Source organism: Paenibacillus sp. yr247 (assembly GCF_900103825.1).
Classification (GTDB): domain Bacteria; phylum Bacillota; class Bacilli; order Paenibacillales; family NBRC-103111; genus Paenibacillus_E.
Map to the genome: position 1 here is coordinate 70,765 of NZ_FNIF01000008.1, position 25,610 is coordinate 96,374.

Consider the following 25,610-nt stretch of genomic DNA (forward strand, 5'->3'; position numbering starts at 1 on the left):
TGTCCCTTTGAATTTATGATTAATATAAGAAAAATTACATTATTGGATTATTGTTCAGCTTAAAATATAATATTCTTGCACCCTTATATTACAAAAAGGAACAGGATCGTAATGCCTTCAACAGCGCAACAGTTTCAAATTAAAAGTATTGGTCACCATGAGGATCAGGAAAAGTTAGATAGACCTCAGGGATTTCCATATTATCATGGGCTGCAAACTTTTGCTGGTGACGGCGAATTCGCTTTGGAAGGGAAAAAATATGGGCGTTACTAGAAGATATGGCAGGGATTCTAGAGGTGATGCCTAGATATATGAATACGTTGTTCCAGGATGCCTTAGGACTCTTGCCTTACTCCTTTTTTAATTATGTTGCGGCAAAGCAAATCGAAGTAGATGCTGCTGAATCAACTGCATAAGAACATTTAAGGAGTGGTTGAGCAAGTTGGCTTCCGAGATGCAGGCCACTCTGTGGCGAGCTTTCGTAAACTTGTTGGACTCACACCTTATAGAAATATTTCAAGATATCGTCTGCCCTTGGTGCCGTATCGGTAAAAAGAATTTAACTGATGCGTTAGCCAATTTCACATCCGAACCTGTTGAAATTCACTATCGCGCTTACCAACTCGACCCCTCAACACCCATTAAAGGTCAAGCGTCAGGCTTACTTTTCGATTTCTCCAAAATTGAGAAGATGCCGAATACATTAAATGCTCATCAACTCATAGCTATCGCACCGGATGAGTACAAAAAGGATCTTGTTGACGACTTGTTTAAAGCTTATTTCGAAGAGGGAAAAGATATTGGGCATTTAGATGTTTTGCTGGATATTGCTGAACAGCTAGGCATGAATCGGGAGCAAACATCCACTCTTTTGAGCACAAAAGAAGGGTTAGAGCAGGTCGAAGATGATCTTGAATTCGCCAGACAAGCCGGTGTTACCGGAGTCCCCTTTTTCGTAATCAATCGTAAATATGCACTAACCGTCGCTCAGTCTTCAGATACTTTCCTCCAAGCCCTTCAGCAAATTAGTGAGGAACAACCGAGCGAAGAAGCTTAAAAATGACAAAACCCGACTTTCTCTTCGGATGAAGAGTAGTCGGGTTTTGTTTTATGCACGATTAAACTGTTTAGACCTTTTTACCGAAAATTTGCTTATAAACTACTCCACTGATAACCACTATAGCGGCAAAGATAAGGAGAAGATTGCTATACGGCACAGCTTTAAGGGTTTTCAATACCGGATTCGTATAGAACTCCATGATGCCGCCATCTAAAAGTTTGGCAACAAGTGCTGTTCCTACCGCACCAGAGATAAAGCTAATGAGGTTGAACAGTCCCATCCCCACACCCGTCTCATGTAATTCCAATGTTAATGAAACACGGTTAGCTAAAGCAGTCTGAATAAAGGAAAATCCAACATAAGTGGGAAGCAATGCCGCTGAAATAAGCCAAGGGGATTGACCTACTGTTAGGGCAATAGCCGCGAGGCTTACAAATAGAAGCCCCATTCCAATGTACACTACGAAGTTATTTCCTTTTTTGTCAGCTAAATTACCGCCTATCGTACCAAATACTACGGCACTAATGGCACCTGGGAACAGAATGAGACCAATCGTGCTCGTACTTAAGTCATTTACTGTCGCCAGCATCAGAGGAATAACGAACATGATACCCATCACCGTGCAGAAAATGAGAAAACCAACGATCAAACCGCCACGCAGCAGCCGATTACGAAACAAGGCAGGTTCTATAAATGGTTCTTTGGCTCGGCGAATATGAGCAACAAACCAAATGAATAAGACCACACTCGCGACCAAATAGTACCAATGAGGGAAGGATAAATATACGGTGATACCGGCAACGGAAAAAGCAACGAGTACCGCGCCCAGAATGTCAACACTGCCTTCTTTGCGTTTCTCTTCCGGTAAAATCTGTCTGAAAAAAGGAATGGATATGAGTGTGAATAACGGAATGATAAACAAATAAGTCCAATGAAAGGTTGCCGAGATAAATCCGCCCACAACGGGACCTACCGCAATGGCAAATGAGACGGTGGATGTTAACAGCCCGAATACTTTACCTCGATCCGAAGGAGAAAAGTAACGTGCAACGACGACCATGACTAAGGCTGGAATGGCTGATGCGCCAGCCCCTTGAACTGCGCGGGCAAAAATAACCGCCGGATACCAAGCCTGAAGAAGAAAGCCTAGTGCGGAACCAGCACTATAGATGACGATTCCTGCAACAATCAGGTTTTTTAAGCTGTAAATATCGGATAAGCGGCCATAAATGACAGACCCAATCCCGAAAAAAATAATAAACGTTGTAAGTACCCAACTCACGCCAGTCGGTGTAATCGCGTATTGCTTGGCGATTTCGGGTGTAGAAACGTTGAAAACCGTTTCGTTCAGCACGGCGAAAAAAATAAGAAAAATAATCCATGGCACAGCCTTCTTGGCATCTATAACCTTCTCTTGTGTCATGTCTGTTGCAGTAGCAACATGTTGCATGGTCTCCACCTCGATCTTTCTATGTCTCCAGCCATCTTATCATAAGAAGTTCTGCTACAGACTGGAACTGTAAAAATTTCCATTACAATTAACTGTAATAATAAATGTTATAGTTAAGACTGTCAAGGGATATCTTTCTTCTTTTTTCAAGATATAAGATAATAGATGAATGGAATGGCACTTATAGAATAGGAGTCCAACGAATGACTACTTTACTTCAAACACTTAAGCATGTACCCTCTCGCATCATGATCATTGTATTACCATTTCTACTGATGGGCATGGTTGAATACTTAGAAAGAGGCTCCTATGAAGAACTTCATAAATGGGTCATGATTCACCCACTTTCTATGGTTCTTGCCTACTTTGTTGTAGGTACTATGTATTTGTTCCTTATCGCAGTAACCGGTCGAAGCCGCTTATCCTTTTGGCTTCTTTGTGCCATTCTGCTTCCTCTGGGCGCAATTAGCGGCAGTAAATTAAAAGCCATTGGAGCGCCATATTATCCATGGGACCTCGCTTTTAATAATCAAATTATCGAGTACAAAGCATTTCTTCATGGGTATTTAAACCTTACAATACTTGGTACTGTTGCCATTTTCCTTGCGATTGCCGCTCTATTATTTCGTTTGGTTTTGCTGCATGGACGTATCCAATTCACATGGATTGAACGAAGTATTTATGCAGTCATTTCATTAGTTATGGCGACTAGCCTTTATATGGACAAGCCCATTCCTTTCATGAATTTATATGGCATTTACACGGTGCCTTGGGATCAAACGATCACCTATGACGAGAATGGGTATCTGTACTCCTCCGTGCAAATGCTTGGGTTTCTGAATGTCGCAAAACCGGATGGGTATAGTAAAAAAGCAGTCACCTCCATTTTGGAGAAGATTCCTGAGAAAAAAGCAGCCAGTGACAAAAAGCCGAACATCATCGTCATGCTCGGAGAGGCTTTCTGGGATCCAACAATAATGAAAAACATCTCATTTAGTCGGGATCCTATACCGAATTTGCATCAATTACAAAAAACTTACACCAGTGGTTGGATGTTATCTCCGCAATTCGGTGGCAGCACTGCAAATGTAGAATTTGAAGTTTTATCGAGTAATTCCATGCGATTCTTTGGGAAATCCCCAGATAAAATATTACCTTATATCGAGTACATGAACCATGGCGTAGACTCTTTAGCAAGTATCGCGACGAGGCAGGGGTATTCCGCTACATCGATCAACCCTTTCTTTAGCTATTTCTTCGACAGCAGAAAGGTGTATAAGCATTTTGGTTTTTCGCGGTTCATTGCTAGTGAGTTTTTCCCAAATGATTTTGAAGGGCCGAACTATGCGGACCGAGCTGTTGTAAAGAAGATTATCGAGGAAACTGAGAAAAGCCCGGGGCCTGATTTCATTTTCGCGAATACGATGGAAAATCATCATCCCTTTAAACCAGGAAAATTCATCAAAAACACGATTGAAGTTAACGGGGATATCACGGCTGAATCCAAAGGCATTTTGGAAACGTACGCCCAGGGTATTTCGGGTACAGACAAAGCGCTCCAGTCTTTAGTTGATTATTACACTAAAAAATCCGAGCCTACAATCATCCTTTTTTTCGGGGATCATTTACCGTTCTTTGAAGAAAATTATAAAGTTTACCGCGACGCGAAGTACGTGCTGCCTGATGATCCAGATTTGTATACGAAGACACATTACACGCCTTTCTTAATTTGGAACAATTTTCTGCCCGCGGATCAGGAGAAGTTGAATCTTAAAATGAGCCCTTCGTTTTTAGGTCCTAAGGTTCTTCATATGGCTGGTGTACAGGGGAGTTACTACACAGACTATCTCTATGATTTGTCGCAAAAAATACCTGTTATTCCGCCGAATGAGATGTGGGACAAGTATCAAATAAAACCGAGCGATCTCTCCGACTACATGAAGCTTCAATACGATAACTTATTCGGAGGTCGTTATGGGTACGAAGCCAAGGGCTTCAAAAACACAATCATCCAGCCTAACTACACCTTAGGCTATGGTGATCCCGTGATAACTAAAGTGATTCAAAGTGAAAACAAGCTCCAGGTTGTTGGCACCCCTTTTTATTCATCCTGCAATGTTTATATTGATGGCGTGCAGTTCAAATCCAATTTCGATGGGAAAGATACGCTTTATGTCGATCTGTCAGAGAACCCACTTTCAGAGACTGGTAAACCTCATCAAGTCGAAGTACGAATATATGATGATAAAAAGATGAAGATCGGCCAATCAAACCTTTATCCGCTGCCCTAGTCATGACTCTAGCCCCCTTGGAATAGGATGAAACCATATCCTGTTGCCGAGGGGGTTTTTGGCATGCATAGTCGTATCCCGCCTGCGCACGTTCATTTTTTCGAGGTGATGTCATCGGAAGAATTAAAGCATAAACACTTATTGCGTCTATATACGTTTAATGTGAACGGTACAGCCTGCGATGGACACGTCCATCAATACCAAGGCATTACTGGCATTAAGTATGGTCATTACCATGCTTACTACGGCACGACAGGACCAGCCATTGCACTCCAGGATGGAACTCACTTTCATCTACTTGAAGGTACAGTCGAGTTGAATGCTTATAACACACCACGACGAAATGCGCTGGAGATATCAGCCAAAATGGAAGGACTAATTAAAGAACTGCACCAGCATACGTACTCTGGATATTCTACAATTGGTTTTGGGTATGAGCCTTGGTGAGTGATCGGCAGGAGTCGGAAAACGACGAAGGGAATGATAAAGAGTCTAGTAAGATGGCTGATAAGTCTGATAAGCCTCTTCTAGACTCTTTTTGGGGTTACTTTAGTAATGGTTCGATATGGATAGACCAATTGAATGTGAACGATTCACCCACTGCTAAGCCTTGGGCGCCAGATACTTCAGGTGAAAAAGGTTCGTTGAACACGTTCATAATACTCGTATAAGGTTCGAGGGACACCGCATCCGTCCATGGAGCAGTGAAAAGAACATGAATGGGAAACTTGTCTCCCATGTTGTACACGAGCTTCGTACCCCGAGCCTCATAATGAAGCTCGCAGGTTTGCGGTCCCGGCTCGATGCTGAGCATCTGCGAGCCGCCGGGGTAGTTAGGCAGCGCTGTGACGAGCGCGCCCTGCTGCAGCGCCGCTGTGAGCGGTGATGGCGCGGGCTCGGCTGCCGCGTAGCCATCCGCGCTGAGCGGCCATTCTGCCGCCGCGGGGATCAAGACCCGCACGCGGCTGGCTTCGCCCTTCGCGAACGCGAAGTACGGGTGAAAGCCAAGAGATAGCGGCATCGTTTCGCCGCTATGGTTGGCGATTTCACCGCTGAGCGACAGCGTACCGTCCTTCAGACGGTACGTGAAGCGAAAGCATGCGGCGTGTGGATAATACGCCAGCATATCCGGATGCTCCGCGAAGTCGAACTCAGCGGAGACATACGCCCCGCCAGCGGCATCCGCGCCGCTGGCGACGACTTTCCACGGCCGCTCGCGCAGCTCGCCGTGGGCGTGATCCGGCTCCCGATTCGCGGGGAGCCGGTACTCGCGGCCTCCGAAGGAGAAGGCCGCAAGCTTGACGCGACCCGGCGGGAACAGAATGGGCACGCCGTAGCGCGAAGACTTGACGCGAAGCTCAGCTGCGCTGGCTGGCTTCGCGATGTAGGCATGGTTCCGTACATCGAAGCGGAACAGATGCAGTCCAATGGCCGGGATGACTTCGGCCTCGGCCTGAGCATGGTGGTCGACTAGGCGCAGGGTCGACTCTCCGTCCCACTCACTCGTGATAATCTCATATTGATTCATGATGAATCCTCCTTAGAGTTTTGCTTTAGCAAAAATGGCATCGTAAGCATACGCTTTGATTTTTTCGCCAGCAATACTTAGCTCGCAAGCTTTTTTCTTGATCGTCTTTGATAGTACTTAGATATCAAAACAGTTCCAAGTACGAGGAATACGGTGGTGATAAAGCTGCCTTCCGCTCCGAAACCTCCTCCAGAAACAAGTGCAGCTCCTTGTGTCTGAGTCTTGATTAATGACGGCATCGGTGTGCCGGATACCTCGAATCCGAAGATACAGCCCTGGAAGAAATTCCAGGACAAATGCATGCCAATCGGCATCCACAAGCCTCTAGAGTACTCCCGGCACAAGCCAAATAACAGCCCTGCCAAAAGTAAATTCAAGAGCGGCATCGGAGTGCTCCACATACCCGGATTAAATGTATGCATCATCGCAAATACAATAGTCGATACGGTTATGGCAGGAATGAAGCCGAACCTCGATTTTACAAGCCCCTGTAGGTAGCCGCGAGCGAACAACTCTTCATTTACAGCTACACCGATAAAGAGTAAGAAAGCGCCTATCAGTTCTACCCCCAACGTTTCTGTCCATTGGCTGGATTGGATCTGTATTCCACCCATTAGCCAAATCCCGGCACAACTGATGGTGATAAGCAAAGCGCCTGCAGTGAAGCCTTCTCCGAATCGTTGTCCGGGCTGGTGCGCAAGAAATCCTAGTGTCCATCCTTTACGTCTTTCGAAGATCGCGTACGCAAGGAAAACCCCGCTAATAAAACCTATAATTTGCGCCCACAAAGCCGCCTGAATAAAGAATGGATCTCCAGCTACTCCTGCCAAACTTAACTCCTGAGCAGGATGTCTTCGAATCGTTACAACCGCCGCCGCAATCGATAAAACCACCGTTATCACAACAATGAAAACAAGGGTTAACCATACTTTGCCCACAATCGTAAGAATGGATAAGGACGTTTGCTTTTTTATATTGATGAAGTTCCACTCCTTTCTCACCACCTATTCGAGAATAATCGCCTATTTCCTGCCAAGTCTTGGCGGAAAGGATTCTCTTGTGCAAATGTTGGCTCCATGCCACAATAGAAGAAACATTCAATTCGATTGACGGAGGACATATGCTTTTCGTTCTATTTGCACTCTGGATCATCGCGTTGGGACTTGTCATGGTGGATCCAAGATCAAGCACGATGCGCTGGATGAGCGCCGTTGCTTTTACTGGTGGCTTCGGTGCCCTTGCCGCTGTATTATCCGAAATCTGTATCCCATATATCCAGCAAACGGTGCCTAATCCTTCCATTAGCATGCTGCTCTACCGCTTCATGGGCATTTGCTCACTGATCTCGTACTATGGCTTGCCGTATTCATTTGCCATGCTTTCTTTGAAATATAACACATCCTGGCAGAAACCAGCCATTCGAATGTGGCTGCCCATAGGTCTTCTAATTCCTCCTATTGCCTGCTTACTGTTTACACCTGGCTATACCGAGGAAATGCCCATTGCCTTTCCCATAGTAGCCTCCTGGGTTGTTCCTTATATTTTCATTGGTGCAGTTCTTATCGTGATCAAAACCGAGCGGCTACCCGCCATGAGGCGAACGCACTTGTTTACCTGTTTATCTCTTCTTCCGCCAATTCTCTGTGTTGGCGTACTTAATTACGTCATGCCGAGCTTCGGTTATTACCGGATGTGGGTATATCATGTGTGGATTTTGACTTTCGTTGTGCCTTTTTTCGTGTTTACTTTTTTCAAATACGGCTTTCTCGGGATGAGGCTCCTCATCGAACGACGTAAGCTTGACTCGACACTCCGGGCAATCACATCGGGAACCGCGATTTTAAACCATGCGATCAAAAATGATGTAGGAAAAATGCGATTATTCCTCGAGAAGATGAAGCAGTATGCCGAGGAAACGAACCAAGCTGAGCTCATTCAGGACATCGATGTCGTTATGGGATCTTCCACGCATATACGTGACATGATTAGCCGTGTTCACGAACAAACACAGGAGCTACCGCTGCGTGTTTCTCCTGTCCATTTAGTGGAGCTGATGGATGAGGTACTTCTTCCTCTTACTCCTTACGTCACTAAGGTCAAGGTAAGCCAGAACATCTCTGACAACCTTACGCTTCAATTGGATCGCATTCAAATCGCTGAAACGTTAACGAATGTACTTATGAATGCGGCAGAAGCTATGCCAAAAGGCGGCGATCTTATCATCAAAGCTTATCCTGCCAAAAAGAACATCGTTTTGGAAATTAGAGATACCGGAATTGGTATGGAGAAAGCCGTGTTAAAGCAAGTATTAGAACCGTTTTATACAACCAAAAGCGGCAGTCATAGCAACTTTGGACTCGGACTCGCTTACTGCTACAGTGTTATGAAGAAACATGGGGGAACCTTGGAATTAAGCAGTGAACCAGGGAAGGGCACCAGCGTATTTCTGACATTCCCCGGCAACCGATTACTGACATAGAGGGGGATTTGTACTTGGATCCAATTCGCATATTAATTGTTGAGGATGACCTTGACTGGCTACGCGGCCTAAAAGCTTATTTGAATCGACAGCCTGATCTGTCAGTTGTGGGCACGGTATCTACTTCAGAAGAAGCTAGCGAACTGTTTACTTCGGCTGAATCAGGGGTTGATGTCGTTCTTATGGATATCATGCTGCAGGATGAACCTGCTGGGATCAGACTTGCTGAGCAAGCGCTTTTATCTTTGGGAGTTAAAGTAATCATGCTTACTTCAATGGAAGAGAAAGATTTCATCTTTCGCTCGTTTCAAGCTGGCGCCATCGACTACCAGATCAAATCCCGATTTGAAGAGCTTCCCGCCATTATTCGAGCCGTACATGCCCGTCAAGCCTCGATTAACGCTGCCGTAGCAGAACAGATGCGAGAGGAATTCCGCAGGCTCAAACGATTGGAGCAGCAGTTCAAAGTCAAAGAAATCAGCGATTTGATCACGCCAACTGAACTTCAGGTCCTGGAGATGATAGATCAAGGCCACACGCAAACGGAAATCGCGAACCGCTTTTTCATATCTTTGCGAACGGTCAAAATTCATGTGGGGCATATATTGAAAAAACTCGGCAGTCCGAGCAGCAAAGATGCCGCTCAGAAAATAAGAGACTTAGGTTTGTTTGAGCGAGGAAAAACAAAAACCAACGGAGACGACAAAAGGGACTAGTGAATGTCCCTCTTTTTGAATCGTCCGCCTTTGACATCGTGGATATTGCCCACAGCGAGAAATGCCGAAGGATCGAGTTCATCCACGATGGATTTCAATTTTGCTTCCTCCAGTCTTGTAATTACACAGAAAATGACTTTTTTGTTATCTCCGGAGAAGCCGCCTTCCCCTTCCAGATACGTAACGCCACGTCCCAATCGGTCTAAAATAGCTTCCCCAATTTGTTTGAAGTGATCGCTGATGATCCAGACGGATTTCGACTCATCGAACCCTTCAATCGTTACATCAATCATTTTATAAGCAATAAAATAAGCAATTAAAGAATACATCGCACGATCCCAGCTATATACAAAGCCTGCACTTCCGAGAATGAATAAGTTGAAGAACATCACGATCTCGCCAACGGAAAACGGAATTTTTTTGGACACCAGAATAGCAATAATTTCTGTGCCGTCCAGTGAACCCCCGAACCGAATCACCATCCCTACCCCAATTCCCAGAATTATGCCTCCAAAAACAGCCGCTAACAAGGGATCATTCGTAAGCTCTGGAACCGGATGCAGCAGCGCCGTTCCTATCGACATAATCAGAATCGCGAAAAGTGTAGATAAAGCAAACGTTTTTCCGATCATTTTATATCCAATAAATAGGAATGGCATATTTAATAAGGTCAAAAATATCCCCACTTGCACATGGGTCAAATACGATAAAATAATGGAGATACCCGTGATACCTCCGTCAATAATTTTGTTTGGTACCAAGAAAATTTCCAATCCGACCGACATTAAGGCTGCCCCCAGGAATAAAAACACGCCGCGCCTAAGCAGGGTTCTCTTCGTCATTCTTCGATGCTGCATCTGCATGGCTGTCTTCTTCTGCAATTGAATTTGTTCCTTGGCCACGTTAGTCCCCTCCGTTTCTCTCATAACGTCTATACAATCTTTTTTCTCGACAAAGCCAGCTTTTTCCTGCCTTTAACACCCATTTCATTGTTTCTTTCATATAATAATTCTTAGATAATATTCCATCGAATATTGAAATCGCTCATGGTATAATGACAGTTGTCATTTACAATTTCTTAAAATATCAAAACCATAGGAGAATATATGAAACTTCAACTTAATCGCTTATTGCTTCTGATCCGGCAACGATTACCAATAATTCTCCTTGCTTTTATTCCTGTTGTGATTATGGAAATCTTGAGCCGCGGGCATTATATAGAAATGATCTCTTGGAGTTACAAACATGTGATTGAGCTCCTTTTCAATGCATGGATCGTTATGAGCTTACTTTTGTTGTTTATCGCCTTGATTGGCCGAACTAGAATTGCCTATTGGGTCATATCCGGTATTCTTCTTTCTTTGGCCCTCATTAGTGGCGTTAAGCTGAAAATATTAGGTGTCCCTTTGACACCATGGGATATTGTCTTAGCCGGCGAAGCGTCGGATATGGTGAAGTATATATCGAATATTTTAAGCCTTAAAATTTTGATTATGATTGTTCTATTCCTCACGACCAGTTATTTCTTGCTATACCGCACACCCTTATTTATGAAAAAAGTTGCGTTAAAAGAACGAGGAATACTTGCTATTATTGCAATTGCTATGTTAACTGCGGTTTACACCGATTTGCCCCTTCCCGTGCAGAAATGGTTCGGTATCAAAGCTTCCGTCTGGAATCAAGTAGAGAATACAACAATGAATGGCTACGCACTTGCAACTTTTCTAAATACGAAGTCGATGCTTAGCGATAAGCGAGAAGGCTACGACGACAAAGCAGTTGATGCTATCGTTAAGAATTCACCAAAGCCGATAAAAGCTGGCGATTCAAGCAATCCAGTAAAACCAAATGTTATTGTCGTATTGAGTGAAGCTTTCTGGGACCCCACAGTTATAAAAGGCGTTGAATTCAGTCGAGATCCTATCCCTTTCTTCCACAAGCTGCAGCAGACTGGGACAAGTGGCACAATGCTTTCTCCACAATATGGCGGGGGTACAGCCAATGTGGAATTCGAGGTTTTAACAGGAAACTCCATGCGTTTCCTGCCGCAAGGGTCAATTGCCTACAATCAATTCATAACAAATGAAGTAGATTCTTTAGCTAGTATTTATGCGAGACAAGGTTACACGTCAACAGCCGTAAGTCCTTTCTACAACTGGTATTTCAATAGCAATAAAATATATCAAGATTTTGGGTTCGCCAAGTATATCCCGATTGAATACTTTAAGCCTCACTATTCAGGCCCTTATATTGCAGACAGCGAAGTTGCTGCCAATATTATTCATGCAACCGAACAGAGTGAAGGACCCGATTTTATTTTCGCTAATACGATGGAAAACCATTTTCATTTTTTTCCAGGTAAATTTCCAAAGAATACAATAGATGTCACCGGCAATATGTCACCTTCTTCTCAAGGTATGCTAGAAACACTTGCCCAAGGTATAAGTGCCTCCGATAATATGTTGAAGGAATTAGTCCAGTACTACGAGAAAAAGGGAGAACCTACGATTATTGCTTTCTGGGGAGATCACCTACCAGCCTTAGGCGATGATTATGCCACTTACATTGACACCAAGTATATTAGCGGCAAAGACGACCCAGATTTCCTGAAAAAAATGTACAGCGTTCCTCTCGTCGTATGGAATAATTTTGACACCCAACACAAAGATAATTTAAATATTAGTCCTTCTTTCTTAGGCCCTTATCTGATTGAATTATCCAAACAGCAAGGCAGCTATTATACCGATTATTTAAGTCAACTTTCAAAAAAGATCCCTGTCATCCCGCCGAAAGACTATTACAAGGCGATGAATATTAATGAGCAGGACCTCAAGGATTATGAGACTTTGCAATACGATATCATTTTCGGTGATCGACATGCGTACAAGGATTATAAAGTTCCCATTATCAATTCGAAATATATGCTTGGATTTGGACCGATTGCACTAGATAAAGTAGAATCTGATACGCAAGACTTATCAGGACGCTCTAGCGTGACGCTAACAGCGAGAGGAAGCAATTTCCCGCCACTTGGGTATGTAACCTTAAATGGCAAAGCCGTTCCAACAACCTGGCAAGATGAGCATATTCTAACAGCCAAGGTCGAAGGCAATTTACTTAAGGCCGGTATCTGGGACATCCAAGTGAATGTGAAGGATTCAAAGGAAACCATTGTTGGTAAATCGAACACCTTGCCGATAGATATAGGCGGGCGTTAATTGAAAATTACACAAAAACCCCTTTTTCTCATTGAGAATAAGGGGTTTTCTTTTATTTTTTACTTAGCCAGAGATAGACTGGATTGCTCCTTGGAGTGGTAAGTGAGGTAACTCATTCCCGCAAGTAGAACAATGACAGCTACACCCCAAAAAATATGGGTGAAGGCATCGGAAAGAGGAATCGACTTTTGCCAAGCTATGCTTCTGCCGCTCAAGGCCACACCAAAGGCACCTCCAACGAACTGAATGAGCTGTGAGAGTCCTATGCCCGCGCCTATCTGTTCTTTCGGCAGAATGCGCGACATCTCGTTAGACACACTTGTCGTCAACATCGTGACACCTATGCTTAGCGGAATATAAACGAATAATATGGCAATAGGCGAGATCGAACTTAACCATCCGAACAATACTGCCCCCAGCAGCATAAAAATACTCCCTCCACGAAGAATAAGGTGATTGCCATATCGATCGATCATACGACCAACCACATTAGAAAATAGCGCCGATAATATCGCTCCTGGGAATATGATCAAACCTGTGTAAACGGAACTCAAGCCATATAATCGACTCAGCATTAACGGCATAAGGAACAGCGTAGCAAAATGTGCGGCAAAAGCAGCGAATACGATGAAGCTAAGCAGCATATATGGCATATTTCTTAGTAGTTGAGGCTGAACGAAAGGTCCCTTTGCACGTTTAATTCTCATCCAAAATGCAATGATGAATAGGATGCCGGCCGCGAGTGCAAACAAAGAAGCTGTTGTCATAAATAATAACAGTCCCGTTACACCGACACCGATAAAGAGCGCTCCTGCGAAATCAAAACGGACATGAACGGCTTCTTCTTTGGGCAGTAGTCGGAAAAGCAATGGGAGTACTAAAACAATGAGGGCAGTTACGACAAAGAGCCCATTCCATCCCCAATACTCAGTAATGGCACCGCCGAGGACAGGCCCAAGACCCATACCGAAAGTAGCCGTTGAAATGATGACAGACATGGATCGTCCGCGTCTACTCATAGGAATATAACGAGTAACCAGCATGACGCCTAAGGATATGCCAGAACCTGCACCAATGGCTTGTAAAATCCTCGAAGCAAATAACATAATAAAGTGATGACTAAATATACCTATCAGTGAACCGACACTTAAACATATAATCCCAAAGGCTAATAATCTGCGAATAGGTAAGTAATCGGATAATCGACTGAATGTAATCGAAGAGATGGCAAATACTATGGAATACCCCGTCACGATCCAAGATGCCGTCGTCGAGGATAGCGAGAACTGCTTCATAATTTGCGGTAAAGCCACGTTGAACATCGTAGTATTCATAGTGATCAGCATGACTGCCACACTCCAAAGACCAAGAACCAGCCTTTCTCTCAATACTTCCGAATCTTGAGATGAAGCAATTGGCGAATCCGTACTCGTCTTCATATTCAACCACCTTCATTTTATATTGTTCGATAATTATCGAATAATAGAACTTTATCATATTCTTTTTCTCACTACAAGGAAAAAAATAAAAAGCTCATTCCACGAATGGAAGAGCTTTTAAAGATGGCTAGTATAACCTGACTTACAACGATATAATTTTTCCTGTTGCTTCAGATTCGAATGCTGCAAGGATGACTTGCAAGGAACGAAGCCCCTCTTCGCCGGAAATACGCGGCTTTTGCCCTTCTAAGATGCACGTTACGAATTCGTCAATGACACCACTATGCACTTGTTTCTCGTTCGTTGCGATTTGTCCGACTTTATAACGTTCGACAGTACCGTCGCGAAGTTCAACGATGACTTGGTCATTTGGATCCGTATCAATTTTGATAACACCGTTCTCGCACCATAACACAGTTGAGTTGTCTTGACCCTTGTAATATGTCCAACTTGCAACTAGGGAACCTGTTGCACCGCTCTTCATTCGTATCAAGCATGTTGCATTATCATCAACATCTGTACCTTCTTTATGCAGAGTGCCGACGAAAGCAGCCACTTGAGCAACCTCATCACTAAGCAACCAACGAATTAAATCCGACTTATGTACTCCGAGATCGCCCATTGCACCCATCGTTGCTTCTTCTTTGCGGAAGAACCAGCTTTCGCGGCCGTCCACGCTCCACCCTTCCGGTCCTGGATGACCGAAGGACGTACGGAATGTGAGTACTTTGCCCAGTTTACCGGAATCTAAAATTTCTTTGGCTTTGACATGTGGAGGCATCAGCCGCTGGTTGTGACCCACCATTAAAAATACGCCATTTTTCTTTGCCGCCTCAATCATCGCCGTCGCTTCTTCAGCGGTTGAAGCCATCGGCTTCTCAACAAGAACATGAGCGCCTGCATTTGCCGCGGCGATAGCAGCTTCTGCATGAAGAAAGTTCGGTGTACATACACTAACTGCATCCACTTTCTCCTGCTTTAGCATTTCCGTATAGCTGCTGTATGCTTTTCCGCCATGCAGCTGTGCATAGTGCTCAGCTCTCTTCAGAATAGGATCGACGAAGGCAACCAGTTCAACATTAGAATTCCAAGCATATTCTGGGATATGTCTATGTTTGGAGATGGAACCGCACCCTACTACGGCCACTTTAATTTTACTCATGTCTATTTAACACTCCTTTAGATTGTTAGTTAGTAACACTCGTATAATGTTCTTTGAGCCAGTTCAAGCTGTTGGCGACACTTGTGAGCGGCGGTTTCTGGCAGTTATCCTGCTCAACAACGAGCCATTCCACGCCTGCTTGCTCAGCCGCTTTAATCACTTTCTCTAAAGGAACATCACCTAAGCCTAGCTCCAATGTTACTATCTTACCATCGGCATCTTTCGTGAAATCTTTGAAATGGAGCAATGGCAACCGGCCCGTATATTTAGCTATATAAGCCAGTGGGTCTTGACCAGCGAATTGAACCCAGCATACGTCCATCTCTACGTTAATTGCATCTATACCCGTTTTAGCATACATCGCATCAAAAACGAACTCGTCATTCACCTTATAATGAAATTCGAAATCATGATTATGATACAGGAATTGTAAGCCTTGTTTATTTACTTCTACCGCAATCGCTTCGCATTCAGCAATAAGTGCTTTCCATTGTTCTGCCGACTCGCGTTCTTCAGCACCAACATAGGGACAGATTGCATACTTCGCACCGATCGTGTGCAGATAGGCAATTTCCCCTTGCAGATCTTTCCGAAATCTCTCCAGACTTATGTGACTGCCGATCGCTTTCAAACCCAGCTCATCAAGCAGTTGTTTGAGTTCCGCAGCAGGCTTGTCAAAGTAACCCGCAAATTCAACGCCTTCATACCCTAACTTCGCTACATGACGAAGTGTGCCTTCCAAATCTTGTGCCATATCATCCCTTAGTGTATACAATTGAAGACCAATTCCGAGACGTCCCATTTGTTCTCCTCTTTTCTCAATATCCATATTTTGATAAATAATGTCCTATTGGAAATAGTATAATGGAAAATAGCCTAATTTGACCATTCACGATATAATCAAAACATCTCTTATTTGGCTATGAAAGGTGTTTATGATGAAAACAGAGCTCTTAACCTGCGGCTATTCTTTTCATATGGAACCGTTTAATGTCAGTACGAAATCGGGACTCAATTCTTATCTTTTCCGTTTACAAACAGAAGGCACGTGCGAGGTCTTAGTGGATGGCCGTATGCAGCGAATAGAAGCTGGCCATTTACTCCTCTATCAACCAGGTGACCCTTATGAACTTCGTATCGAACAAGAGATAGATCGCCAAGACAGTAAAATCGCCAGCGGCGACTATTATTTATTCTGTAAAGGCACTTGGATCGATGCGTGGTGGAAACGCTGCCCCAAACAAACTTGTACTCGCATCGACTTGGATGCTCGATTAATTTCACTTTGGCGGCAGCTTATTCTCGAGAAACGAAGAATGGAAGAAGAGAACCACGAGCTTAGCGGTTACTTGCTGCAAGCACTTTGCCTATATGTTGAGCGCGCGGCAACCGAAACCGTTTCCTTACAAGGACGCCCTTTCACGGGTACACGAATGAAGAGGTTTATTGAGGCACACGCTACCGCCACATTTAAAGTCGATGATGTTGCCGTTCATGTTGGTCTCAGCGTATCTCGCGCAGTTCACTTGTTCAAAGAGTGTTTCGGCAAGACCATGATTCAATACGCCCTAGAAGTACGTTTATCTAGCGCTGTGGAACGTATGCATGATAGCTCAATGTCCCTGGAGCAAATTGCTTTAAGCTGCGGCTTCGGCAGCTATCCCTACTTCCACAGAGCTTTTAAACATAGATTTGGAATATCTCCAAAACTGTTCCGCCAAAAGGCTCCACAAAACGAGTGATTTCAAAAGATTCACAAATTCTTCAACAAGCTGCACGTTGAGTGTGAAACATTTCTTCTCTCACATTCGTATAAACTTAAGAGAAGGAAGGAAATAGCTGACAGTTAGAAAGACCGAAAATAAAGGATTTCCACGAATAATTATAAACAATTACATAGAAATACAAGGTTTGTTTCAAAATTGTAAAACTATTTTAAGGTTAAATTAATAATATTCCTATATGCTAGAACTATATCCAAATCAAGGATGGTGAAAAACTATGAAAATGTTTATTACGATTCATAACAAACCCGTGCCTGTCTACTCCGATGAGAAAAATAAAAAGAAATTCAACTTATTGAAATCCGCTCTTGAAGCCAAAGTAATCAAGGGAAGGGCCACTATTAAGAAATGCTTGGATTCTATCATTAGTATTGAAATCGTTGGTTGTGAAGCGATTCTCCATTCCTTTAATGAACGTGACTCTCTTGCTTTATCCCTTTATTAAAATGAGATCAAGCAATAAATAAACCTCCAATCCCACTTTCTTAGTGGTTTTTGGAGGTTTGTTTGTTCTTTATTTGGGGATTGCTTATACGTATTTATTCTGGATAACGCCAAGGTGATGCTGAGCATGACCAGCTATCACATAGGCAAGCGCGCGTGCAGAGATTTCATTGTTATTAGCAACACCCTTACGCGACCAAGCTGCTTCTGAAATTGTTTTTATCAAAGAGAAAGTAGATTGACGTACGGTTTGAAAATCATGCAATAAATCTTCGATCGACAGTTCATCGAAGGACGTATTTGAGATGAATAGATCCTGATCAAATCCCGGTAAATTCGTTATATCCCCCCGAGCAATACGCAGCATCCGATAACTCATAATACGCTCTGTATCCGTCATATGACCCAAAACTTCCTTCAAACTCCACTTTCCAGGCGCATATCGCGAAAGTCCTCGCTCATTGCTAACCGGCGAAAACAAAGCTACAATTGCGTCTAATTGACTGTGTAAAAAGGACAAATAATTGCCTTCAGGAACTTGACTGATATACGTATCAAAAAAAGGTGTGTACTCTTCTTGATCAGGTCGCTGCAGCATATCGATTAATCTCCCTCCAATTTTAGATTTCAGCCATTCTGTGATATCTACAAATTCTCCTCATCAGATTGAGTATTGCTAGAGGGATTGTAGTATCGGGTCCTCTCAAGGCTCCTACTTCCTAAGTCAAAGCGATAGAGTTCATAGAGACCTATCAAAAGAGAAACACTGACCTCTACGAAAAAAAGCTAATTGACCTGATCGGATGGGGCGGCCCCAGTATACATGAGCTGGATACGCGTTTTGAATAAGTTGAATCACGTAACTCATGTGCTTGTTTTGTAAATGAAATAATCCTTGAGTCGGTTCAAACGAAATATGCATGATATCCCTCCTATCTTTTATTATCGTATTCCGTAAGGAACAAAACTATGGAGGATTTGCACATACATATGGAGGAATGAAGTTTTTATTAGATAGATTAGAAGAAGCTTTTCGTAGGGAAAGAGAAAAGAAAAACGGAGCTGAGGCTGTGAAAGCCTTTGCTCCGTATCTACTTTTCGGTAAATTTAACCAAATTTATATGTCATGCCATAACCGCCTTTGGGGTAGACCCAATCAATATTATAAGATGGACATGCAATTCGGCAGGTACCACATTCGATGCAGTTCTCAAACGCAACGGTTGTAATCTTGAGTTTCTTTTCCCACTCATACACATCGGAAGGACAGAAGTAATTACAATCCTTCGTTACACAATTTAAACAGGTCTGTGTGTCTTTGATTACAAGGTGTGACTTATCGTCGCATTTGTAACGAATGGTAAATAGCTTATCTGAAATGTCACTTTGGCTCATCCGTTCATCGCCCTCCATCCCTTGTAGCCTAGCTTCATCAGATTCACCGTTCCGCCTGCAGCATTTTTGATGAGCTTCATGGCCATTTTTTGCTTCTCTGCTTTGGGAATTCCATCCACTAGGAACATGTTGTAAGCAGCTTCGTTCAGCGCTCTAGGCAGCTTATCGAACAATAGCTCAGGGTCCTGTTCCTTAAGGAATTGATGCATTCCTTTGTATTTCTGCAAATCTTTGTGGACAAAGGATTCGCGTATTTTTTGGTCGTAGACTTTTAGGGATGCGGCTGTAAAATCCCCACGCTCCTTGGCCTCAACAATCGCCTCACCGGCTAGTCGACCCGAAGTCATTGCTAAATTGGTGCCTTCACGGTGCACGAAGTTGATTAACTGCGCTGCATCCCCGCAGACGCACCAGCCATCTCCCGATAACGGCGGGATTGAGTGAAAGCCTCCCTCGGGAATTAAATGTCCAGAGTACTCTTTCGTTTCTCCCCCTTGAATCAATTTGCGAATCATAGGGTGCTGCTTAACGGCGTCTAATACCGCATAGGGCTTCACTTTTTTGTCCCGCAGATGATTGACCATCACACCTACGCCTAGTGAAATCGTTTCTTTATTCGTATATAGAAATCCCATGCCCGCCATGCCGAGTGAGGTCTCGCCCATGAACTCAATCGTAACGCCTTCGTCACCTTCGAGCCCGAATCGATCTTCGATTTTTTCTCTTGGCAGTGCAATCACTTCTTTCACGGCCAAGGACACTTCATCCGGCATCCATTCCTTATGAATGCCCATCGCCTTGCCAAGCAAGGAGTTTACGCCATCTGCAATAACAACAACATCGGCATATAAATCACCGTCATCTCGATCCGTACGCACGCCGACAACCCGATTGCCTTCGCGGATCACATCAAGGGCAACAGTTTCGTAAATGGGGATAGCTCCAGCGGCAACGGCTTTATCCGCAAACCATTGATCGAACTTCACACGCAGGCCTGTAAAGCAATTATAAGGCTCCTTGTAGGCTTCATTTCGATGACCGAACGTAACCATGGACTCTTTGCCCATCATCCAGATGCGCTGTTCAACGATATAACGCTCCATGGGAAAGTTTTTCTCTTTCCAAAACTCTGGAACCAGCTCCTCGATTTGTTTACGGTATAGAACGCCTCCGAAAATGTTTTTGGCCCCGGGAAACTCGCCCCTTTCCAGCAGCACAACGGATAAACCTGCGCGCGCCATCGTCAAAGCTGCTGCTGAACCCGCTGGACCTCCGCCAACGACTATCGCATTAAATTTCTCATTCACTTGGCTTCACTCCTTTCAAGGGCTGCGCTTACCCGTGTCTTCGAATCGTCGGGTTGCAAAGAGGTGTTAAAACTAGGTAGTTGTTTGCCAAATAATGTTCGGCGCTTCCTAATTTCATTCGTAATTGCAGGAACAATTTTGAACATATCGCCAACTATGCCATAATGGGCGAACTGGAAGATGGGTGCTTTCTCGTCTTTGTTAATGGCAACGACGACGTCAGCATGGCTCATGCCTACGGTATGCTGCACAGCACCTGAAATGCCGATGGCGAAGTATAGCTTCGGCCTCACGGTGGCACCGGTTTGACCGACCTGGTGCTCATGCCCGATCCATCCCGCGTCGACCGCTGCGCGGGATGCGCCAACGACGCCGCCGAGCGCATCCGCTAGCTCGGCGAGCAGCCCGAAAGCATCGGGTCCGCCCAGTCCGCGGCCCCCAGCCACGATAATCTCGGCATCCTCGAGATTAAGCTTGCCAGTCTCGCGCAGGAAGTCGAGAACCTGCGCGGCGATCTCTTCTTCCCGCATCGTGGCCTCGATGCGAAGGATTTCGCCTTGGCGCGCCGTGTCCTTGGGCAGCGCCTGAAACACCCCGGCGCGAGCTGTCGCCATCTGCGGCCGGTACTGTTTGCAGAGGATGGTCGCCATCATCTTCTCGGAAAAAGCCGGCCGGCTGGCCAGCAGCAGCCTGGACGGCGGCGGCTCCACGTCGAGCTGCGTCGTGTCGGCCGTCAGCCCTGTCGGCAGGTGCGTCGCTATCGCACCTGCCAAGTCGCGGCCCGTCGCTGTCGCGCCGAACAGCACGATCTCGGGCTTCGCTTCCTCGATTAGCTTCAAGCAGACCCGGCTGTAGGGCCGAGTCCTATATGTACGAAGCTCTGGCGCTTCGCATAGGAACACCCGGTCAGCGCCATAATGCACGGCTTCCTCGGCGAGATGGGCTACATTCTCGCCGATGACGAGTGCCATGAGCGGCGCGTCAAGCTTTGCCGCCAGCTTCTTGCCTTCGCCTAGCAGCTGCCAGGAAACCTTCTTCGCAGCTCCATCTCGCTGCTCCACAACGATTAATACACCCCGATAAGCAGACCAATCGGGCATTGACGCTTCCTGCTGATCTGGTGATTGTTCATTTGTCATCTTTACTTCCCCCATTCCCTTAACAGTGATACTGAGTTGTATGGTCTCAAGAAGACCAATCCAACAAAGTCTGCATCTCTTTCGTCCAAAGCTGATCGGCTAGCTGAGCAGCAGCCGCTTCCGGTGAATCGAACGCAATCATTTGCGTTTTTACGGCCTTTATTTCGGGTACCCATGTTTTGGCTACAATGGTCGGTGAGCCTTTTAGCCCGATTTTCGCGCGTTCCAGGTCAGGAAAATCCGCCGTCGTCCACACAGTTGGCTTATAACGCGCTGCTCGAATCATACCCGGCAGTGTGGCACGCCGTACCTTATTCAGTTCCTTTAGCGCGGTAATCAACACCGGCATGCTTGTCTCAACAACTTCGATACCATCTTCCAAAAGCCGATGCACGCGCACTTTGCGACCCGCTTCATCGACGTTAACCACTTTATTCACATAAGTAAGCTGCTCCAAATCCAATCTGCAAGCGACTCCTGGCCCTACTTGCCCCGTGTCGCCATCCAGCGTTTGTTTTCCGCAAAAAACGATATCGACCTGCCCCCACGTTTCAGCAATTTTGCGGATCGTCCGGGCAACCACATACGAGGTGGCCAGCGTGTCCGCTCCTGCGAAGCCTCGATCCGTTACTAATACAGCGTCGTCGGCCCCTAAGGAGATGCATTCCTTTAAGCCCTTCTCAGCCGGCGGAGGTCCCATGGTTACAACCGTAATCCTCGCGCCATGTTCATCCTTAATGCGCAGCGCCTCTTCCAGGCCATGCATATCATAGAAATTAACAATGCTCGGGACACCTTGGCGAATTAACGTATTATTCTTCGGATCAATACGAATTTCTCTAGAGTCAGGTACCTGCTTAATACAAACAACAATATGCAGCATCTCTGCGCCCTCCTGTTTCTTTAGGAAACTTTCTTGCACTTTTTGACAAAATCGGAGATTAGCTTGTCATCATTGTGAATTATGTCACTTAAATGAATAACAGAAATCGCTTCCAAATCTCTTTTTCAAAGTTAATAACCTACAACAATATATGCGAAAAGCTTCCTAACATGACACTTACTTTTGTCCAAGGCTCTAAAGAAATCTAACCGATGCCTAAATGCGCGCTAAGTAGGAGGTTGAATGCCCATCGCACAAAAATAACCCAAGACCATTTCTGCTTTGGGCGCCAGAGTGGCAGGGATTGGGTGTAGTAATCCAAAAGCCTCGTGAAAGGAGCGTCCGTGCGCTATTTGGCTAGAAATCGGAGTTGTAATCTGGCGAATCGGAACATCAATCACCTATTTCCCCTCCAACAGCGGCATTTTAGCCAAAATGGCAGAATAGCGCACTGACTTTCACTCTACTCCGCTAATAGCGGATGTTTTCAATAAATAGCGAATCGTGGTTCCATTTGGTTAGGACCGATATCTCAAGAAGTAAATGGGATACTCCCCTGTTTATTTTATGGCAGTCCGACATCCCAATCCCCGTTTCGTTTGGCTTTACTTAGCTTCCGTTTTGTGGCTTCTATCTGTGACCACAAAAAGAAAAAAGAGTACTTCTCGTCAGCCATAAGCCACGAAAGTACTCTTTCCTCTTATTCCTCTTCTAGATTTCCCTCTACCTCATAGGTGCATAAGAATCTTTCGACACCGGGATATTTTTCACCTAAGCTTCGAATTACGAATCCAATATTTCTATAAAATTGAACGGTTTCTTCATCCGTTTCTGTCACGATTCTTACAGGATGCATCTCTTCAATGATTTCAAGAATGATACCGCGTCCGAATCCAACCCCTCTGCTCTCAGGTCCAACAGCCAGATGCGTGATGGTCATTTCCTGAGCATCGTTGATACGAAAACCAATAATACCAACCAGAACACCCTCCGATTCGTAACCGTACAACCACATGCTCGAATCATTCTCATAGAGACTGATCGTCTGTTCCAATTCATCGGGATCGGGAAACACGCTGTAGCTGAGCAATTCTTGAATATTACTTTCCCGAAGCTTGGATTTAACATCTATAAGCACTTACAATCACTTCTTTCTCATTATCTTCTTTAATCTATACATAATCTAACAGACTTAACAGCTTGTCAATGTGAGCAACAGGTCTGACTCCCTTTTCTTCCATCGTATACGCCGTCCTACCGTAACTAATAAAAGGAATCTGCGCGTCCATTGAAGCTCTGCCATCGAGCCACGAATCACCAATCGAGATCCACTCGCTCTCATGTATTGAAGGAAAATGCCGCTTTACGACTAAATAGCCGGAAGGTGATGGCTTCATAGCCACCATCTGTTCTCTCCCAACAATGAGATCAAATCGGTCCTTGATCCCGGTCGTTTCTAGAGCTTGAATAGCGGCTGCATGTGAATTGTTCGTCACAATGACCAGCCTAAATTGACCCCGAAGTGCCTCTAAAAGGTCCATCGCTTCCGGCTCGAGATCCGCTCCTTCCATACCTTGAAGTTCATACTGCTCAGCTATACGCAAAGCAGCGTCTAGAATTTCATCAGGAGCCCCATTTTCTTTGACATGAGCGAGGATCGTTGAAGTCGTATGAGCGTCGATGGAAAAATTTCCAGGTAAGACACCCTTATTAACTAAGAAATTAGCAATCTCTTGTTTCATTGCTTTGAAATCAATATGTGATTGAAGCAGTGTATTATCCATATCGAAAATAATGCCTTGAATATCTTTGAGTTTGTTCATATGCACTCCCAAGTCACTAACTACCATATTACGCTGTCTGTTTAGATGTAGATCGAATAGCGAAAGGGATTACGAAGGAGAGAAAGCTCACTAAGAGCCCAAATACGAACATCCCATGAAATCCACTATAAAAGGCACTCGATTTGGTCAGTATCGCCCCCATGATGGTCACACTGACAGCCGTTCCAATATTACGCGCAAACAATTGAAGCGAAGTGGAAATTCCTTTTTGATGCGCCTCTACAAGCTGCTGCGAACCAATGGTGGAGACCGTGAAAATCAGCCCAAATGCAAGTCCAAGCATCGTCAATGCACCAAATGAGTACCAAAACGATGTGTTTTCTCGAATGAAATAGAGCATGAAAGCTGTAATAACGAGTAAAAAGTTACCTGCTATTAGCAGCGGTCTATATCCGAAACGAATCACCCATTTACCACATGGGACAGCAACTGCCATCCACCCTACAGACGTTCCCAGTAAAGCAATGCCACTGATGAATAGCGAGTAGCCTTGATTTTGCAAGAACAGCGGTATAAAACTGGAAGTCCCAAACAAGGCTGCGCAACTTATGAAGGAGCCAGCAATCATGATGGCAATAGGACGATTACGCAGTAAATTTAATGGAACGATCGGTGCGCTATGCCCTTTCTCACATAAATAGAAAGCAAAGATCAATATGCCCCCAAGCCCCCCATATAGGTAACTGTAGTGCGCAACCGTTGTCGTTAACAGCAGAAAGGAAATCCCGCAGGCAAACAAAATCGCTCCGCCATAATCGACTACTGACTTCTTCGGCTTGTACACTTCCTTATAAGGCAGCAGTGCAAGAAGAGCAACTAAACATATCGGTATATTAACGAAGAAAATCCACCGCCAGCTCAGGTAGGTCACAAAAAACGTACCTAGTAATGGAGCTAATACAGCTGATAACCCCCACATCCCTGTGAATAACGCTTGAACTTTACCGCGTTGCTCCACCGGATAAATATCCCCCGCGATAATCGAAGGAAAGGGCATCATCACTCCCGCGCCAATCCCTTGAACCGCTCTAAACAGGATAAGCTGCAGCATGCTCTCGGATAGACCACATAGGACAGATCCTCCAAGAAATAAAAGAATACCCGCTGCATAGATCCGTTTCCGACCGAATAAATCAGACAATCTGCCTGCTAATGGAGCTAAAACCGTAGACAGGACCATATATGAGGTAAATGCCCAAGCATACAAGTCATTACCGCCAATTTCTTTCACAATAATCGGCATCGTCGTATTCGCAATCGTGGTATCTATAGACGCCACTAACATCGCCAACACAATACTGAGCATGACTGTTGTTCGATTATTCATGGATATTCCTCCCAATGCTGACTTTTTGTCACATCCACATATTGTAACTGATTCCATGTTTAATGAATAGCATGTTCTGAGATTGATTAAGCCCAGATAGAAACCAATTTTAAATTTTTCTTTACATAATGCTTTTCTATAGAA

Annotated in this window: 25 protein-coding genes; 10 read left to right on the forward strand and 15 right to left on the reverse strand. The window is 44.7% G+C overall.

Annotated elements, in window-relative coordinates; translation table 11 throughout:
* Positions 1–111 precede the first annotated feature (111 nt).
* The 3 genes from BLT91_RS31660 to BLT91_RS16065 all read left to right on the forward strand — a co-directional run bounded on the left by BLT91_RS31660 (position 112) and on the right by BLT91_RS16065 (position 1,057).
* On the forward strand, positions 112–273 hold the full coding sequence (locus BLT91_RS31660) for a hypothetical protein (RefSeq protein ID WP_175532329.1): 162 nt from the start codon (positions 112–114) through the stop codon (positions 271–273).
* Positions 274–278: 5 nt separating this feature from the next.
* Entirely contained in the window at positions 279–416 is a 138-nt protein-coding gene (locus tag BLT91_RS31665) for a hypothetical protein (RefSeq protein WP_175532330.1), read from the forward strand.
* 71 nt (positions 417–487) lie between these two features.
* Positions 488–1,057, forward strand: a complete 570-nt coding sequence (locus BLT91_RS16065) for a DsbA family oxidoreductase (protein ID WP_254776978.1) — start codon at positions 488–490, stop codon at positions 1,055–1,057.
* A 70-nt stretch (positions 1,058–1,127) separates the two neighbouring features.
* Here BLT91_RS16065 and BLT91_RS16070 read toward each other — a convergent pair whose 3' ends face one another.
* On the reverse strand, positions 1,128–2,510 hold the full coding sequence (locus BLT91_RS16070) for an MFS transporter (RefSeq protein ID WP_254776979.1): 1,383 nt from the start codon (positions 2,508–2,510) through the stop codon (positions 1,128–1,130).
* A gap of 203 nt (positions 2,511–2,713) precedes the next feature.
* On the opposite strand from BLT91_RS16070, the gene BLT91_RS16075 reads away from it, so the two are divergent.
* Together BLT91_RS16075 and BLT91_RS16080 are read left to right on the forward strand one after the other, a co-directional pair.
* Positions 2,714–4,801 carry an LTA synthase family protein gene (locus tag BLT91_RS16075; protein ID WP_090822658.1) on the forward strand — a complete coding sequence of 696 codons (2,088 nt, stop codon included), beginning with the start codon at positions 2,714–2,716 and terminating at the stop codon, positions 4,799–4,801.
* A 63-nt stretch (positions 4,802–4,864) separates the two neighbouring features.
* Complete coding sequence (locus tag BLT91_RS16080; protein ID WP_175532331.1) at positions 4,865–5,248, forward strand: YmaF family protein; 384 nt, start codon at positions 4,865–4,867, stop codon at positions 5,246–5,248.
* Positions 5,249–5,345: 97 nt separating this feature from the next.
* Here BLT91_RS16080 and BLT91_RS16085 read toward each other — a convergent pair whose 3' ends face one another.
* Positions 5,346–6,329, reverse strand: a complete 984-nt coding sequence (locus tag BLT91_RS16085) for an aldose 1-epimerase (protein WP_090822662.1) — start codon at positions 6,327–6,329, stop codon at positions 5,346–5,348.
* A gap of 77 nt (positions 6,330–6,406) precedes the next feature.
* Positions 6,407–7,330, reverse strand: coding sequence for a CPBP family intramembrane glutamic endopeptidase (locus BLT91_RS16090; RefSeq protein ID WP_090822664.1), 924 nt, complete (start codon positions 7,328–7,330; stop codon positions 6,407–6,409).
* 119 nt (positions 7,331–7,449) lie between these two features.
* Here BLT91_RS16090 and BLT91_RS16095 point away from each other — a divergent pair, with 119 nt between their 5' ends.
* Both BLT91_RS16095 and BLT91_RS16100 read left to right on the forward strand, forming a co-directional pair.
* Positions 7,450–8,808, forward strand: coding sequence for a sensor histidine kinase (locus BLT91_RS16095; protein ID WP_090822666.1), 1,359 nt, complete (start codon positions 7,450–7,452; stop codon positions 8,806–8,808).
* Between the two features lie 14 nt (positions 8,809–8,822).
* The gene (locus BLT91_RS16100; protein ID WP_254776980.1) at positions 8,823–9,524 is read left to right on the forward strand and encodes a response regulator transcription factor; all 702 of its coding nucleotides are present in this window, start codon (positions 8,823–8,825) and stop codon (positions 9,522–9,524) included.
* On the opposite strand, the gene BLT91_RS16105 is transcribed toward BLT91_RS16100, so the two are convergent.
* On the reverse strand, positions 9,521–10,381 hold the full coding sequence (locus tag BLT91_RS16105; RefSeq protein WP_254776988.1) for a YitT family protein: 861 nt from the start codon (positions 10,379–10,381) through the stop codon (positions 9,521–9,523). The genes BLT91_RS16100 and BLT91_RS16105 overlap by 4 nt on opposite strands.
* Positions 10,382–10,630: 249 nt before the next feature.
* On the opposite strand from BLT91_RS16105, the gene BLT91_RS16110 reads away from it, so the two are divergent.
* The gene (locus BLT91_RS16110) at positions 10,631–12,742 is read left to right on the forward strand and encodes a sulfatase-like hydrolase/transferase (RefSeq protein WP_090822670.1); all 2,112 of its coding nucleotides are present in this window, start codon (positions 10,631–10,633) and stop codon (positions 12,740–12,742) included.
* A gap of 59 nt (positions 12,743–12,801) precedes the next feature.
* Here the strand turns inward: BLT91_RS16110 and BLT91_RS16115 are convergent, their stop codons facing one another.
* The 3 genes from BLT91_RS16115 to BLT91_RS16125 form a co-directional block, all read right to left on the reverse strand.
* Positions 12,802–14,181, reverse strand: coding sequence for an MFS transporter (locus BLT91_RS16115; RefSeq protein WP_090822672.1), 1,380 nt, complete (start codon positions 14,179–14,181; stop codon positions 12,802–12,804).
* A gap of 142 nt (positions 14,182–14,323) precedes the next feature.
* Entirely contained in the window at positions 14,324–15,343 is a 1,020-nt protein-coding gene (locus BLT91_RS16120) for a Gfo/Idh/MocA family protein (protein WP_090822674.1), read from the reverse strand.
* A gap of 25 nt (positions 15,344–15,368) precedes the next feature.
* Entirely contained in the window at positions 15,369–16,145 is a 777-nt protein-coding gene (locus BLT91_RS16125) for a sugar phosphate isomerase/epimerase family protein (RefSeq protein ID WP_090822676.1), read from the reverse strand.
* A gap of 175 nt (positions 16,146–16,320) precedes the next feature.
* Here BLT91_RS16125 and BLT91_RS16130 point away from each other — a divergent pair, with 175 nt between their 5' ends.
* Complete coding sequence (locus tag BLT91_RS16130; RefSeq protein WP_368086809.1) at positions 16,321–17,085, forward strand: helix-turn-helix domain-containing protein; 765 nt, start codon at positions 16,321–16,323, stop codon at positions 17,083–17,085.
* A gap of 259 nt (positions 17,086–17,344) precedes the next feature.
* Complete coding sequence (locus BLT91_RS16135; protein WP_090822679.1) at positions 17,345–17,572, forward strand: 3-dehydroquinate dehydratase; 228 nt, start codon at positions 17,345–17,347, stop codon at positions 17,570–17,572.
* Between the two features lie 84 nt (positions 17,573–17,656).
* On the opposite strand, the gene BLT91_RS16140 is transcribed toward BLT91_RS16135, so the two are convergent.
* The 8 genes from BLT91_RS16140 to BLT91_RS16180 all read right to left on the reverse strand — a co-directional run bounded on the left by BLT91_RS16140 (position 17,657) and on the right by BLT91_RS16180 (position 25,466).
* Complete coding sequence (locus BLT91_RS16140; RefSeq protein WP_090822681.1) at positions 17,657–18,169, reverse strand: DinB family protein; 513 nt, start codon at positions 18,167–18,169, stop codon at positions 17,657–17,659.
* Between the two features lie 509 nt (positions 18,170–18,678).
* Entirely contained in the window at positions 18,679–18,966 is a 288-nt protein-coding gene (locus BLT91_RS16150; protein ID WP_036634482.1) for a ferredoxin family protein, read from the reverse strand.
* On the reverse strand, positions 18,963–20,273 hold the full coding sequence (locus BLT91_RS16155) for an FAD-dependent oxidoreductase (protein WP_090822685.1): 1,311 nt from the start codon (positions 20,271–20,273) through the stop codon (positions 18,963–18,965). The genes BLT91_RS16150 and BLT91_RS16155 overlap by 4 nt, the downstream gene beginning before the upstream one ends.
* Positions 20,270–21,412 carry an electron transfer flavoprotein subunit alpha/FixB family protein gene (locus tag BLT91_RS16160; RefSeq protein ID WP_090822687.1) on the reverse strand — a complete coding sequence of 381 codons (1,143 nt, stop codon included), beginning with the start codon at positions 21,410–21,412 and terminating at the stop codon, positions 20,270–20,272. The genes BLT91_RS16155 and BLT91_RS16160 overlap by 4 nt, the downstream gene beginning before the upstream one ends.
* Positions 21,413–21,458: 46 nt before the next feature.
* Positions 21,459–22,295: an electron transfer flavoprotein subunit beta/FixA family protein gene (locus BLT91_RS16165; RefSeq protein ID WP_090822689.1), complete on the reverse strand. Its 837-nt coding sequence runs from the start codon at positions 22,293–22,295 to the stop codon at positions 21,459–21,461.
* Between the two features lie 700 nt (positions 22,296–22,995).
* Positions 22,996–23,433, reverse strand: a complete 438-nt coding sequence (locus BLT91_RS16170; RefSeq protein WP_090822691.1) for a GNAT family N-acetyltransferase — start codon at positions 23,431–23,433, stop codon at positions 22,996–22,998.
* 34 nt (positions 23,434–23,467) lie between these two features.
* On the reverse strand, positions 23,468–24,118 hold the full coding sequence (locus BLT91_RS16175) for an HAD family hydrolase (protein ID WP_090822693.1): 651 nt from the start codon (positions 24,116–24,118) through the stop codon (positions 23,468–23,470).
* A gap of 28 nt (positions 24,119–24,146) precedes the next feature.
* Positions 24,147–25,466, reverse strand: a complete 1,320-nt coding sequence (locus tag BLT91_RS16180; protein ID WP_090822695.1) for an MFS transporter — start codon at positions 25,464–25,466, stop codon at positions 24,147–24,149.
* Positions 25,467–25,610 lie beyond the last annotated feature (144 nt).